The following is a 14,580-nucleotide window of genomic DNA, read 5'->3' on the forward strand; positions in this document are numbered from 1 at the left end:
CAAAAAGATAAGTATACCTGATAAACATATTCCACAACACTAAATAAAAGTCAGCAACTCGAAAAGAGCATAAGCATTTAACATTCCATATCCCCATATATTGTTGGGATAAATGTATACCGGGTTTCTGGCTGCCCCACGGATAATCATGCTATTGATATTTGCCCCTGTAAGAGTTAGATAATTTTCTCTGGAAACAGCCCATTCAAAAATCATGGCAGCCGCACCTGCTGCATGGGCAGCCGCGGCGCCTGTTCCCGTTACAGTAGCATAACGGCCGCCGGGAGCAGCACAGGGCAGCTGATAGCCCGGAGCAGCAATATCAGGCTTAACACTGCCAAGCCGTGTATATCCCCTGCCGGATTCTATCAGGATACTCCCATTATTCTGGTTGTAGGCAGTTGTAGTTAACACATGCACTGCATTGCCCGGAGATGTAATAGTCGTGTCAGGAGAAGAAAGCAAAAAAAAGGTTTCATTTGAAATAAAATCTCCATTGGGCAGCCAGCTGTGAAAAGAGAAGGGAGTTTCATCAATGTTGTTGACACGTATACGCCAGATTCCTTCTGTTGCATCCGCAAAACGCACCAGTATAATCTGGCCTCCGCTTTCCTCCTCTATAAGGATATTATTTACCCACATCTGAGTTTGGCTGAATACAAACTGGTGATTAAAACATGTCCCGAGGGACGGATAAATAACCTGTGTCATCTCCCCTGTGGGGGCAATCACCTGTATAGATAGTCTTGCCTGAATATCAGGCCATATCTCAAAAGCAAAAAGCGGGTCTCTGGGAGATACCTTGAGTTCAAATTCCTGATTAAACGGCGAAGAATCCACATTTCCATAATAATGTCTGTTGTTATTCCCTTCATTCCCTGCAGAAACAACAGCATCCACTTGTGAAACCTGTGAAATGAAATCCAGATAACTGCTTGTCGCCTCATTTCCCTCATGCGACGCCAGGCTCGCCCCGAGCCCAAGGCAGATTACAACTGGCATATTCAGCCTTCGTGCAGTAGCATATATATAACGTGCCCCCAGTACAACATCCGTTTCCTGATAACATACCACCTCTTCCGGAATACAAAAGATTCTGCGTAAATTTTGTTTTGCTTGTTTTAGCTTTACTACTATCAGTTGGGATCTTGGGACAACACCTCTAAATCCCCCATCAGGTGAAGGACTGCCTGCCGCAACGCTGGCCAGTGCCGTTCCATGCCCATTCTCATCGGCAGAGGGTACTATAGAAAGCGGCTCCTCAGACCCCAAAGCAAGATTAAGCTCCTGGTTATCATATTCCGTACCATAAGTAAATCCCTCAGGCACTGTCCCCCCCTGAATTGTCTGATCCCAAATAAAGGCAATTCTCGAAGAATTGTCTGCATTTTTAAATGCAGGATGGGTATAATCAATCCCCGTATCAATAATTCCAACAAGAACCCCTGCTCCCAGTAATGCAAGAGACGGGTTAGACTGTATCTGGGATATGTTGGAGCTGTCAAGACTCAATTTTGATGACAGGGTGAGTAATGACGGAAATCTGTGATAAGGATACAAGCCAAGATCACACATGTTAAAATCACTCATTTGTACATGAAGTATAGAATGCCTGTCATTAATATGAGTGATGTTTTCCCTTTGGCTTTCTTGCACTATTGTATTATTAATTAAAAAGTCATAATAATTCTCATCTAAGATTTTTTCCATTCTTCACCCTTATGGCAGGTACTGCCGCCCGGACATTTTGCTGTACACTCTATTTTCAGCAAAATCCACCGCACCCGTATCCTGGACTTTTATAAAATATTTATAGATAATTATGTATTGAAAAGGATAAGTATGCCTGCTAACAATAGTTTCATACTGAATTGAGCTCCGGTTTTGGCGTTATAGTATTTTCCCACATTGGAAAACAAATCTAATAGAAATTCCTTATTTCCAATATTTCCTAAAAGAGGAAGGTGTCATATTTTCATGTTTTTGAAATAGATACCTGAAATGATTTGTGTTTAATACTCCTATTTCTTTACTGATTTGTTCCACTGATTTATTCGTTGAAACAAGTAATTCTTTTGCCTTTTCCAACCTTACTCTTATAAGAAATTCATTAGGTCCCATATGTACATACTTTTTAAATTCGCGGCTCAGATGGTATTTGCTTAAATGAAACCGCTCAGAAAGGGAATCCAAAGTGATTGGCTTCATATAACAACTCTGTATATAATAACGCATCTCATGAATCACAGGAGGTATCGTTTTATATTCATGATTCTCTGTGTGTGTAAAAACAATAATCTCTGTCAACAGAGCAAGAATATAACTGCTGTACAACATTTCTTTTCCAGGCTGAGGTTGCTCGGCATTTTCTACCATTCTGTTAATTATATGGTAGAAACGGCTATAGGTTGACATGGAAAACTGAAGGCAATCTGCACGTTTCAGCATATGAAATAGGTCTTTTACAACCTCTCCTTTCATACGCACAAACACACACCGCCATCCTTGTTGTGTGTGTGCAAGATATTCCTGATACTGCTGACAATCGGTAAAAAGTCCATCTCCTTTTACTAATTTTGTCTTTTTCCCATTCAAATAGACAGAGCCTGCCCCTGAAAGTGTATAGCTTAGAATATAACACGGTTCATCTGTTCGGATAAAAATACCCGACACTGGAATTTGAACAACTGAAATACGAACAGGCTGTACATTCTCTTCCAAGGCAGAAGCCCCCGGGCTGAAGAAACGTGACAATTCAATATGCATTTGATTAGAGTCAAAATTAGAATCTTTATTTGAGGAGTAATCTCCGGATAGCGCCCAGGAAACGTTGTCATCTACAAATTTATCTAGTTTATCAGATGAATTCCTTGCCTCACCATGAAGAATTGGTTCGAAGATATTTTTCTTGTTCAGATATTTTAAATATGAATCATATGCCATAATGAACTCCTTTTCTGCAAATAGCAAAATATCAATGTTTTCCTGGTTTAATAGCAACTTGTAGGTGAAATAGCTTGTCTTATAAAATATATGAGCTTTAAAATAACATTATTCACAATTTCAGTCAACACAATATTGTGAAATTTTTAGTAATTTTCAAAAAGCACCGCAAAATATATGTGTTTTTGCGCATGATATTTTCTTGTCAATCTTACCAGAAGTAAGATAAAATAAGTACATCTTATAAAAGGAGGGTTACAAAATGTTATTTGATTTCACACAAGAACAGTTGATGATTCGCGATATGGTTCGTGATTTCACAGCAAAGGAAGTTGAACCGCGCGACAAATGGATGGATGAAAATGGATTTGATCATGAACTTCACAAGAAGTTATGCAATGCCGGCCTCATGGGAGTACATTTACCAGAGCAATATGGCGGTGCTGACGGAGATGCAATCACAAGCGCAATTGTGATTCACGAACTTGCAAAGGGAAGCGCATCCACAGCTCTTTTTGTAGACGCACACTGGCTGGCAGCTGACATCATTCTTTATCATGGTACGGAAGAACAAAAGAGTAAGTATCTTCCCATGGCCGCAGCGGGTAAAATATTTGCCTTTGGCCTTACTGAGTCCAGCGCAGGTTCTGATGCTGCCGGAATCAAATCACAGGCGGTAAAGGACGGTGATACATGGGTACTCAACGGCGGAAAAGCATGGATTACGAATTCAGGTGTAGCTGATGTTTATATTATTTTGGCGAAAACGCAGCCTGAACTTGGCAATAAAGGTATATCTGCATTTATTGTAGAAGAAGGTACAGAAGGTTTGAAGATCGGTAAAAAAGAAGACAAAATGGGAATGCGTGGAACCTGTACCACCGAGCTTTCCTTTGATAACATTCGTTTGCCAGCAAGTGCTATGGTTGGAGCAGAAAACAGTGGGTTTAAGATTGCAATGATGGCTCTTGACGGTGCCCGTATCAGCGTCGGAGCGATTGCTGCAGGGCTAGCAGAACATGCAATGACTATTGCCAAACATTATGCAAATGAGCGCACTACATTTGGAAAGCCAATTGCAAAACATCAGGGTATTATGTTTAAATTTGCCGACATGGCAGCACATATTGAGGCCACCACTTTGATGACCTATAACGTGGCACGTATGAAGGCGGAAGGAAAGCGGCATACATTGGAGGCTGCTATGGCAAAACTATTTGGCAGTGAGATGTGTACAAAAACATGTATGGAGTGCATCCAGGTATTAGGAGGCTACGGATATTCAAAAGAATATCATGTGGAGCGTCTGGCACGTGATGCCAAATTGCTTGAAATCGGTGAGGGAACCAGCGAGATCCTCCGTATGCTAATTGGTGCCACTATATTAGCAAAATAGTTCCCGATACAAAGGAGTATTAATTTATGAAAATATTAGTGTTTATTAAACAGGTTCCCGATACTATAAATGTACGTATTGATCCAAAAACCGGCAATTTGGACCGTACAGGATTAAAAGGGGTAATTAACCCTTTTGATAACAATGCACTGGAAGCAGCACTTAAAATCAAAGAAGAAACCGGTGCAACAATCACAGTTGTAAGCATGGGACCCCCTCAGACAGAAGAGTCATTGAGAATAGCACTGGCAATGGGATGTGATGAAGCAGTTATACTTTGTGCAAAGGAGTTAGGTGGAGCAGATACTCTTGCTACGGGTTATACACTGGCAAGTGCGGTCAAAAAAATAGAAGATTATGACTTACTGCTGTTTGGACGTCACGCGGTCGATGCAGACACCGGGCAATGTGGGCCTATTGTTGCCGAATTTCTGAATCTTCCCCAAATTACTTTTGCCACATCTATCAAAGTAGAAGAAAATCATGTTATATGTGAAAGAGATTTTGATGATTGCATACAGAAGGTGAAAGTAAAACTTCCGGCAGTTGTTACCGTATGTGCAGAAATAAATGAGCCGAGGTACCCGTCTCCCTTGGGTATTATGAAAGCTATGAAGAAACCTCTGATTACATGGACTCATGAGGACATGGGGTGTGATACGGAACGCATTGGCAAAAACGGCTCTCCGTCTATTGTAAGAGAAATTTTTGAACCAGAGCATACACAAAAGGATACCATCATGTTCTCCGGTGAGACAGATGAAATAGCAAAATCAATTGTAGATCTGCTGGAACAGCAGCATCTGATATAAGGGAGGGCACTGATGATGGACAAATCTTTATACAAAGGAATATGGATTTTTGCAGAACAGAAAGAAGGCATTTTAAACGGAACACCATTGGAGCTTCTTGCAAAGGCTATTGAATTGAAGAAAATAAATGGGGACGAAATTACCGCCTTATTATTGGGAAATCATGTAGAGCCACTTGCGGATACGTTGATATCTTATGGGGCCGATCAGGTTATCGTAATAGATCACCCCGTATTAAAAGAGTACAAGACAATTCCTTATACAGAAGCCACTGTAAAAATGATTAAAAAATACAAACCTTCTATTTTTTTGTTTGGTGCAACAACAATCGGAAGGGACCTCGCGCCACGTATTATGGCGCGCCTTGGAACAGGACTTACAGCAGATTGCCTGGACTTGAAGCTAGAGAAAGACGGAACTTTGGTTCAGACAAAGCCTTCTTATGGTGGAAATATAATGTGTACTATCACAATTCCTGATCATCGCCCTCAAATGTCTACGGTTCGTCCTAAAGTATTTACTGCAATCCAGGCAGAACCTGGACGAACAGGGAAAATAGTCCTCGAAAATATTGATGTAACAGAGGACGAAAGCACACAAGTCTTGTCTGTTTCCCCGAAAGAAACGAATGGGGAACCCATTGATAAAGCTGAAATTATTGTCGCCGGCGGCCGAGGAATTAAGGCCAAAGAAGAGCTCGCTTTGCTTGAAGAACTTGCCAAACTTATCGGAGGACGGGTTGCAGTTTCCAGACCATTGGTCGATGAGAAATGGATGACCCATGAAGATCAGATTGGTCAAAGCGGAAATACAGTAAAAGCCAGGTTTATACTGAATATTGGGATTTCCGGTGCAGTTCAATATATAGTAGGCATGCAAAATTCAGACTGCATTGTGACTATCAATAAAAATCCCGCTGCGGATATTTTTCACATATCAAGTTATGGAGCAGTCGCCGACTATTCAGAACTCCTTCCAGCTATCATTACCGAAATCAAAAAACGTAAATAACTTATAAACAATCATTGGAGGTAAGAAATTATGAGTGAACGTAAGTTTTTAATTCCCGAATTTGGTCCTTTTGCAGGCATGCGTATTATTACATCTGGTTCATTGGTTGCCATGCCTTTTGCCGCTACTCTCTTAGCTGACTTCGGTGCAGAGGTTATTCACATTGAACGCCCGGGTGTCGGTGATACTTTGCGAGTACTGGCTCCTTTCGCAAAGGAAGGAGAAAAAACGGTAAGTACATCATGGGCGCAGGATGGCCGTAATAAGCTGAGTTTGTCTCTGGAACTGAATCTGAAGCATCCGGAAGTAAAGGAGTTATTCTATAATTTAATCCAGGAAGCAGATGTGTTCATGGAAAACATGGTGTGGCTTGCTAAGTTGGGTATTTATGATGAAGAACTTTTGAAGGTAAATCCAAAACTTATCATAGTCCATGTCAGTGGGTATGGCACACCAGAATTTGGCGGAGTTCCGGCATACTGTGACCGGGCTTCCTATGATATGATTGGGCAGGCTTTCTCAGGTTGGATGTATCTGCAAGGAGAGCCTGGCGGAGATCCGGTGGTCGCCAAACCATGGATGAATGATTTTGTATCTGCTTATGCAGCTCTATTTGGTGTTCTTGCAGCATATCATAGCATGTTAAAAACCGGAAAAGGCCAGGTTGTAGACGTAGCTCAGTTTGAAGCACAGGCGATGTATATGTGTGATACCTTTACATCTTATACAATGGCTGGTGTTATTCGTGAACGATCCGGAAATAATGCAGCAGCTTTCCAGCCATATGGATTGTTTAAATCTAAGGATGGTTACGATATTGCTTTGGGTGCTTTCGGCCCAGGTGTCTATAAACGTTTTGTACAGGGTGTTGGATTTGATTTGGAATACTATAATTACAAAGAAACATCATCAGGTGTGATGGCTGTTAATTCGGATAAAGGGAAGGAATTTAATAAAAAAGTTGTTGATTGGTGCGCTGAGCGTACAGCGCAGGAAATTGAAGATGCTATGCAGGCAGTCAAAGTTCCCTGCAGCCGCGTAAACTCAGTAAAAGATTGTCTGGAAAATGAGCATTTCCAGAAACGCGGCGATTTTATCCAATATGAAGATCAGACACTTGGAAAAGAAATCACCGCATTTGGGATAGCACCTAAATTAAGCGAAACTCCTGGGAAAGTATGGAGAGGGGCTCCAGCACTTGGACAGGATACAAATGCTATCCTGAAAGAAATTTTAGGCTATGATGATGAAAAAATCAATATTCTCCAAGAAAAAAATCTGATTTAGATTTGACGTTTTTGTACTCTCTTACTATTTTGTACTTGAACCATACATATCCTTTCAAAATTTACTATTAATGTCAAGCTAAAAAAGGACCTCCTCTTTTCAGGGGAGATCCTTTTTAATTGTGAAAAGCTCTGTAAATGCAAAGCTTTCCCCATCAGGATGCGGATGACAGGATTTGAACCTGCACGTCGGGGACACTAGATCCTAAGTCTAGCGCGTCTGCCAATTCCGCCACATCCGCTTATGCTTCTTGCTGCAACTTCCGCCGGTATAATATGATAAAAAATTAGAACAAGCACCTCTGTCTTGTTCCAATGAGCGTGCGGGGATTCGAACCCCGGACAACTTGATTAAAAGTCAAGTGCTCTACCACCTGAGCTACACGCCCATATAATATCTGGTTACCCGTGCTTTGTACAGGTGAACTGGGCTAGCTGGATTCGAACCAGCGAATGCAGGAGTCAAAGTCCTGTGCCTTACCGCTTGGCGATAGCCCATTAGAGACTTATATCCGACACTGCGTTGCCAATAGCTAAAAATATAGGGTGGGTAATGGGACTCGAACCCATGATATCCAGAACCACAATCTGGCGCGCTAACCAACTGCACCATACCCACCACAGCGAGCCTGGGGGGATTCGAACCCTCGACCTACGGCTTAGAAGGCCGTTGCTCTATCCAACTGAGCTACAGACTCTTATGCAGTTATCCCCTGCTCTTAAGTTCTTGCACTTATAGGCTGCAAGAAAGCGGGTGATGGGAATCGAACCCACGTATCTAGCTTGGAAGGCTAGTGTTCTACCATTGAACTACACCCGCACTATCGGGGTGACAGGATTCGAACCTGCGACCTCCTGGTCCCAAACCAGGCGCTCTAGCCAAGCTGAGCCACACCCCGATATTAAATGTGTCATTTCTCCGTGACACAATAACTATTATATAACAGGCTTGTCTTTGTGTCAATATTTATTTTTTCTTTTTTACAGTGTCCTCTTTTACAGTATTTCTCAATCTAGGTAACACTGCTGAAAATGAAGCTTTTCTTCCTTGTCCATTTCCATAATCATATAGCTCCCTTTACGCCCTTCCTGCCTTGGATATGAGATACTGCCGGGATTCAGAATAATAATATCTTCATTCTCCTGCAAAAGGGGTTTATGTGTGTGACCAAACATAACAATATCATCCTGACGTGCTCTTCCCTCTTCTACGATATATTCCGGATCTAAAGACACGTAATATCCGTGGCCGTGGGTGATAAAAACCTTATATTTCCCTATATAAAATTCTTCTTCTTTTGGAAACTCTGAAAAAAAGTCATTATTTCCTCTTACTATATGCTTCTCACAGTTTATTACTGCATTCAGATATGCCTCTCCGCCCTCCACATCTCCAAGATGTATGAACATATCCATGTCCGGGACCAGCTTAAGTACTTTATCCAGATTTTTGTGATTTCCATGTGTATCACTCACTATTAAAATCTTCATGTATTTTTCTTCCCTGTTTCCTACTTAATGTATTTTTCTTTCATAATCTCACGCATTGTGCGCAGGGCCTTTCCCCGATGGCTGATATCATTCTTCTTATCCGGCTCCATCTGTGCAGTAGTACATCCATATTCCGGCAAATAAAAAATGGGATCATAACCAAATCCATAATTCCCGGCTATATCATGTCCGATGATTCCCTCGATTGTGCCTCTGACAGTCTCCAGCGTCCCATCCGGAAATACAGCAGCTACAGCACATACAAAGCGGGCAGTTCTCTTCTCATCCGGCACTCTTTCCAATTTATCAAGTAGTGCCCGGTTCTTAATATCATATGAGGTGCCCTCTCCCATAAATCTGGCAGAATAAATCCCAGGAGCTCTATCCAGATAATCAATTTCAAGCCCCGAATCATCAGCCAGCACAATATCACCGGGTAGTATTTTAGAGATAGCCTTAGCTTTAATTGCCGCATTTTCCTCAAAGGTCATTCCGTTTTCTACAATATCTATATCAATGCCGACTTCCTTCATAGAATAGACAGGAATCTCCAAATCTGCAAAAATCATGTGAATTTCTTTCATCTTATTCTGATTGCCCGTTGCAAAAATTATTCTTCTTTCCATTCTTCTCATCCCTGCTTCTTTTGTCTGGGAGGTTTGGGTCCCATAAACTGATAAAAATATGTTTTAATCATTCCATTATAGATCTTTCGGTTCTTATCTGCTTTCCTTCCAAAATACTTCTCTGCATCTTCATAGCTTGTTATCATATATGCAGACCAGCTGTCAAGGTTGCGAAAGCTTTCGCCAAATTCACGATACAGCTGCGGCAGCGTTTCCTTTTCCTCCAGCCGCTCTCCGTACGGCGGATTCGTAATAATAAATCCGTACTTTTTGGAATGTCTGAGGTCCTTCACTGCACGCTGCTGAAAATGTATCATATGTTCAACACCGGCGTCTTCTGCATTTTTCCTGGCAACCTTCACGGCCCCGGCATCTACATCATATCCCTGTATGTCCGCTCCTATTGTATCATGAATCAGGTCATTTGCCTCATCCACTGCTTTATACCATGTGTTCTTCGAAATCAGATTTTCCCAGTCCTCTGCCAGAAAAGAGCGGTTCATCCCCGGGGCCATGTTAGCTGCCATCATAGCAGCCTCAATCAGAAACGTGCCACTTCCACAAAATGGATCCACCAGAACGCGGTCAGCTCTCCACGGTGTAAGCATAATTAATGCTGCTGCAAGAGTCTCAGTAATCGGAGCCTTGCCGGATAACTGGCGGTAGCCTCGCTTATGCAGAGATATACCGGAAGTATCAATCCCAACTGTAACTATATCCTTCATTAAAAATACTCTGACCGGATATGATGCCCCAGTCTCTTCAAACCACGGCATATGATAATGAGACTTCATGCGCTCCACCATAGCCTTTTTCATAATCGACTGTATATCGGAAGTACTAAACAGCTTGCTTTTGACCGACGCCGCTTTAGCTACCCAGAACTTCCCGTCTTGCGGGATATAATTCTCCCAGGCTACAGCCCGTGTGTTTTCAAACAGCTCATCAAAAGTTGTCGCTTTAAAACTTGCCACTTTCAGCAAAATTCTCTCCGCAGTACGCAGGAAAATATTTGCCCTGCAGACAGACTGCTCATCTCCATAAAAAGTAACTCTTCCATCTTCCACCTGTGCAATCTCGTATCCCAGATCTAAAACCTCCCGTTTTAAAACGGATTCCAACCCAAAATGACAAGGTGCAATTAATTCTATATTATCCATGAATTCTCCCATACGTTTAGCTTTTCCAAATTGCTCTTCTATTTGTACGATTTACTTATTTATATTACTATAAACTTAGGGCGTAGTAAAGTTGAACTTTACTGCGCCCTAACTTGAAGTTAACGTGTACCAAAATAAGTTGTGCCTTTGTAAATACGGCTCTCTGACTAATTAATAGTTGCTTTTCTCGTTGTAAGAATTCATATTCTGGCTGTTCTGACTGTTTCTGCTGTTATTAGATGTTGAGTTATTTGCAGAACTCTTGGTTGAATTAGTTGAATTTCTGTTAGCGTTTTTGTTCCTGCTCTGTTCATCAGAATAAGATGAATATGAGCTGTTCGTTTTGTTTGAAGAGTTGTTTGAAGAATTATTTGTGTTATTATTCTTTGTCATGAGTGTCCCTCCTGAGAAAATTTATTTGGTACACTCCTATTATTTCTTTCTCGGTTACTTTTTATTCATATTTTATAAAACTTACGGTTTACTTTTAAAATATTTTTTTAATTTTGCTTGCTTTTTCCAATTTGATATATTATACTTAGTGTTGTAGAAAGTTCACTTTCTACAACCCCTTATTAATTATTTATACTCCCCTCAAAAGACCGATGGCTCCCCCATCGGTCTTTTACGTTTTAGTACTATATCCATCTGCCGGAGCAAACTCTATCTGGACTACCTATCTGCGAAATTATTGTAACAATCCAGTCATCGATATCTGTTACCCAATATCCGGACAATTATCATTATAATCAGCAGAGGTATAAGAATTGGAGCCAGAAAACTGATCACACCGGTTATTATGGCAAATATGCCGATGATTAGCATAATAATCACCAGACTCCAGAGCAGCTTCTTCCACCATGTATCAGCCGTGAATATATGCGATTGAGAACTTCTTTCTTCTGTAGTACCCCTTTCATGATCGTATTCGGAATATGTTTGTCTGTCGTTTCCATTTACCTCTGACTGCTCTGTTCCATTCTGGGCATCTATAATTGTCCGGGCCAGCACCCACGGATCTCCCAGCATCAGAAGTACCTCCTCTTCACTCTTTCCTTTGCTCACTTCTTCAGTAATATATTGACTATAATATTCTACATTCTCCTTCACAATATTGCCGGACAAATCATTTTCCAATGCCCGGCGCAATTCCTGAAGGAATTCATTTCTCGTCATCTTTTCTCTCCTCCTGAAAATATTTGAAAATCATTTTTTGTATAAAATGATACCAGGGGCAAAAGATCATGCGTTTCATGCTTGCATGAAAAAGCATAACTTTGGGAGCCGCAGGTATCACATCATAAAACATCTATAATGGTGAATCTTTATAAATGCGTTCGCCTATGAGAATCGAACTCTGCACTTAGAATACCATAATCCATAATGTATTCCAAGTGCAGAGCTCTTAAATTTTTCTAATTTTTCCGTTCACAATTTATTCATTTATCATTCAAAAAACTTTCACTTTCTACTCATTCTTTCTTCATTTCTATTGAATATACTAAATATATCAAATGAAAAAGAAAATCATTTGATATTTCAAAAGGCAACAGGTGTAATACTTTTTGAATAAACTTTTTCATAATACATGCCGGGAATCCGAAAGGGTTACCCGGCATCCTCCCTTTTAGGACTTTTCTGATAAATCTCTATGTTGTCTTCTGTTTTTCCCCTCACATCCTCACTGCAAATACAAATGCCTCTGCTCTATTATATCTTGTCCATCCAGTATCTGCGGCATTTTTTCCAAAACGGATTGCCAACAACAATAATAGGACAACCAGTATAATAAGTATTATCTTTTTTCTCTGCTTTTCATAATTTTTATGATGGGTTTTGGGTAATTCTTTTTGAATTTGTTTTAGATTGTCAAATTTCTTCTTTGGGTTTTCACCCAGACATTTTTCGATGACTCCGACCAGAAGATATTCCTCTATTTTTGAAAGTGAAATATAGGTTTCTGTGCGGGCCAGTATGAATTGTATCGTTTTTCCAAATCCATAAAAATCCGGGGACATTTTTGTGCTCTCCCTAATGTGGATGACCGGTTTAACAAAATGCTCACGCATGGCAGGCTTCTGCATATTTTTAAGAACAAATCCATTGCTCCCGGCACTTAAGTCAAGAAACAATATCTTCTCTTCCTCCGTAACGAGAACACTGTAGGGATTCAGATATCTGTAACATTGCCCTTTCCTGCATCTGTGATACTTTTCCAGTTCACCGGCAATCAGGGCAAACCAGTTGAATATTATTTCTTTCGTAATTCCCTGTCTGTCATTCAACCTGTGTACCAGAAGTCTTCCTTGTACACAGTCCATGGCAACACGGCACTTTCCGTCATATTCTATAAATTTGAGAACTTCATACTTTTTCTCTGTAATCAATATACTCCTTCCTGCAGTATTTTTCATTCATTGAAATACTTATCAGAATTGATACTGGAACAAACCATGAGGTGGTAAATAAAGACTTATCAGAATAATTGTATCTTACCTGATTTGCAAAAGAAATGCAAGAGCTTTCTTCTTTGCCCCTGCATTTGTCGTAACAGTTCAGCCATGCGGATTTTCGACAGTGCAGGAGAAATCGAGCTAATGGCTGAACTGTTATCATTTGCCCATTTTTATATTTCTTTTAGCCTGTCCAGAGCCGCTTCCACAACTTTGTCCATATCATAATATTTATAATCTCCGAGCCTTCCGCCAAAAATCACATTCTTTTCTCCTGCTGCCAGCTCTTTATACCTGTCAAACAGCTTGTTGTTCTGCTCGTCATTCACCGGATAATATGGCTCCATTCCTACTTCCCACTCAGAAGAGTATTCCCTGGAAATCACTGTTTTTTCCTGCTTTCCAAACTCAAAATGCTTATGTTCAATAATTCTTGTATAGGGGACTTTCCTATCCGTATAATTGACCACTGCATTTCCTTGATAGTTATCACAGTCAAGCACCTCTGTCTCAAATCGTACAGAGCGGTACTCAAGTGCGCCCAGCTGGTAATTAAAGTATTCATCTATCATTCCGGTGAATATAATATTTTCTGCAATATCTACATTCTCTTTCCTGAAATTAAAGAAATCCACCCCTGTCCTCACTTCTATGCCGGCCAGCATCTTTTCGACTACTGCAGTGTAACCTCCGAAGGGTATTCCCTGATATCTGTCATTAAAGTAATTGTTGTCATATGTAAACCTAAACGGCAGCCTTTTAATAATAAATGCCGGGAGATCCCTGCAGTCTCTTCCCCACTGCTTTTCCGTATATCCTTTTACCAGCTTTTCATAGACATCCTTCCCTGCAAGAGACAGTGCCTGTTCCTCCAGATTTGCAGGCTCAGTAATCTTCGTCTCAGCGACCTGTTTCGCAATAATGTCTTTTGCTTCCTGGGGAGTACGGATTCCCCACATTTTACTGAATGTGTTCATATTGAACGGAAGGTTATACAATTCATCCTTATAAATCGCTATAGGAGAATTAATATAATTATTAAACTCGGCAAACTGATTCATATATTCCCACACATTTTTATTTGATGTATGAAAAATATGAGCTCCATATTTATGCACGTGAATTCCCTCTACATCCTCACAGTAAATGTTCCCCGCTATATGCTCACGCCTGTCGATCACCAGGCATTTTTTCCCTTTTTTATTCAACTCATGAGCCATGACCGCACCGTACAGTCCGGCACCCACTATCAGATAGTCATACTGATGCATTTCTTTATCCTCCCAGTTTTCTTATTATGTCCAATATTATGATACCAGGGTCAAAAGGTCATGCGTTTCATGCTTGCATGAAAAAGCATGACTTTGGGACCCGCAAAACATGAGAAAGTAGCCCGAGCAGG

General features: G+C 40.8%; 14 protein-coding genes and 7 tRNA genes. 4 read left to right on the forward strand and 17 right to left on the reverse strand.

Annotated features, from left to right (window positions below; genetic code table 11):
- Window positions 1-39: 39 nt before the first annotated feature.
- Window positions 40-1,710, reverse strand: a complete 1,671-nt coding sequence (locus EDD59_RS03905) for a S8 family peptidase (RefSeq protein WP_132379101.1) — start codon at window positions 1,708-1,710, stop codon at window positions 40-42.
- Window positions 1,711-1,935: 225 nt separating this feature from the next.
- Window positions 1,936-2,943: an AraC family transcriptional regulator gene (locus EDD59_RS03910; RefSeq protein ID WP_132379103.1), complete on the reverse strand. Its 1,008-nt coding sequence runs from the start codon at window positions 2,941-2,943 to the stop codon at window positions 1,936-1,938.
- Window positions 2,944-3,205: 262 nt separating this feature from the next.
- Here EDD59_RS03910 and EDD59_RS03915 point away from each other — a divergent pair, with 262 nt between their 5' ends.
- The 4 genes from EDD59_RS03915 to EDD59_RS03930 are packed head-to-tail and all read left to right on the forward strand — an operon-like array spanning window position 3,206 to window position 7,449.
- On the forward strand, window positions 3,206-4,339 hold the full coding sequence (locus tag EDD59_RS03915; protein WP_132379105.1) for an acyl-CoA dehydrogenase family protein: 1,134 nt from the start codon (window positions 3,206-3,208) through the stop codon (window positions 4,337-4,339).
- 26 nt (window positions 4,340-4,365) lie between these two features.
- Window positions 4,366-5,151, forward strand: coding sequence for an electron transfer flavoprotein subunit beta/FixA family protein (locus tag EDD59_RS03920; protein ID WP_132379107.1), 786 nt, complete (start codon window positions 4,366-4,368; stop codon window positions 5,149-5,151).
- Between the two features lie 12 nt (window positions 5,152-5,163).
- Window positions 5,164-6,162 (forward strand): electron transfer flavoprotein subunit alpha/FixB family protein, encoded by a 999-nt coding sequence (locus EDD59_RS03925; RefSeq protein WP_207670370.1) that lies wholly within the window; start codon window positions 5,164-5,166, stop codon window positions 6,160-6,162.
- 30 nt (window positions 6,163-6,192) lie between these two features.
- Window positions 6,193-7,449: a CaiB/BaiF CoA transferase family protein gene (locus tag EDD59_RS03930; protein WP_132379109.1), complete on the forward strand. Its 1,257-nt coding sequence runs from the start codon at window positions 6,193-6,195 to the stop codon at window positions 7,447-7,449.
- A gap of 160 nt (window positions 7,450-7,609) precedes the next feature.
- Here EDD59_RS03930 and EDD59_RS03935 read toward each other — a convergent pair.
- The 15 genes from EDD59_RS03935 to glf form a co-directional block, all read right to left on the reverse strand.
- Window positions 7,610-7,690, reverse strand: a tRNA-Leu gene (locus EDD59_RS03935).
- 74 nt (window positions 7,691-7,764) lie between these two features.
- Window positions 7,765-7,837: transfer RNA gene (locus tag EDD59_RS03940), tRNA-Lys, on the reverse strand.
- 37 nt (window positions 7,838-7,874) lie between these two features.
- Window positions 7,875-7,946 (reverse strand) — tRNA-Gln (locus EDD59_RS03945).
- A gap of 47 nt (window positions 7,947-7,993) precedes the next feature.
- Window positions 7,994-8,067 (reverse strand) — tRNA-His (locus tag EDD59_RS03950).
- A gap of 5 nt (window positions 8,068-8,072) precedes the next feature.
- Window positions 8,073-8,146, reverse strand: a tRNA-Arg gene (locus EDD59_RS03955).
- Between the two features lie 51 nt (window positions 8,147-8,197).
- Window positions 8,198-8,268 (reverse strand) — tRNA-Gly (locus EDD59_RS03960).
- Between the two features lie 4 nt (window positions 8,269-8,272).
- Window positions 8,273-8,347, reverse strand: a tRNA-Pro gene (locus EDD59_RS03965).
- 109 nt (window positions 8,348-8,456) lie between these two features.
- Complete coding sequence (locus EDD59_RS03970) at window positions 8,457-8,939, reverse strand: metallophosphoesterase (RefSeq protein ID WP_132379111.1); 483 nt, start codon at window positions 8,937-8,939, stop codon at window positions 8,457-8,459.
- Window positions 8,940-8,959: 20 nt separating this feature from the next.
- On the reverse strand, window positions 8,960-9,565 hold the full coding sequence (gene rdgB / locus EDD59_RS03975) for an RdgB/HAM1 family non-canonical purine NTP pyrophosphatase (RefSeq protein ID WP_132379113.1): 606 nt from the start codon (window positions 9,563-9,565) through the stop codon (window positions 8,960-8,962).
- A 5-nt stretch (window positions 9,566-9,570) separates the two neighbouring features.
- Complete coding sequence (locus EDD59_RS03980; protein WP_132379115.1) at window positions 9,571-10,725, reverse strand: THUMP domain-containing class I SAM-dependent RNA methyltransferase; 1,155 nt, start codon at window positions 10,723-10,725, stop codon at window positions 9,571-9,573.
- Between the two features lie 171 nt (window positions 10,726-10,896).
- Complete coding sequence (locus EDD59_RS03985; RefSeq protein ID WP_132379117.1) at window positions 10,897-11,118, reverse strand: hypothetical protein; 222 nt, start codon at window positions 11,116-11,118, stop codon at window positions 10,897-10,899.
- Between the two features lie 312 nt (window positions 11,119-11,430).
- On the reverse strand, window positions 11,431-11,901 hold the full coding sequence (locus tag EDD59_RS03990) for a DUF1700 domain-containing protein (protein WP_132379119.1): 471 nt from the start codon (window positions 11,899-11,901) through the stop codon (window positions 11,431-11,433).
- Between the two features lie 497 nt (window positions 11,902-12,398).
- Window positions 12,399-13,112, reverse strand: coding sequence for a hypothetical protein (locus EDD59_RS03995; protein WP_132379121.1), 714 nt, complete (start codon window positions 13,110-13,112; stop codon window positions 12,399-12,401).
- Window positions 13,090-13,341 (reverse strand): hypothetical protein, encoded by a 252-nt coding sequence (locus tag EDD59_RS17695; protein WP_165920853.1) that lies wholly within the window; start codon window positions 13,339-13,341, stop codon window positions 13,090-13,092. The genes EDD59_RS03995 and EDD59_RS17695 overlap by 23 nt, the downstream gene beginning before the upstream one ends.
- Before the next feature lie 10 nt (window positions 13,342-13,351).
- Entirely contained in the window at window positions 13,352-14,449 is a 1,098-nt protein-coding gene (gene glf / locus EDD59_RS04000) for a UDP-galactopyranose mutase (protein WP_132379123.1), read from the reverse strand.
- Window positions 14,450-14,580 lie beyond the last annotated feature (131 nt).

Source organism: Muricomes intestini (assembly GCF_004346165.1).
Lineage (GTDB): Bacteria > Bacillota > Clostridia > Lachnospirales > Lachnospiraceae > Muricomes > Muricomes intestini.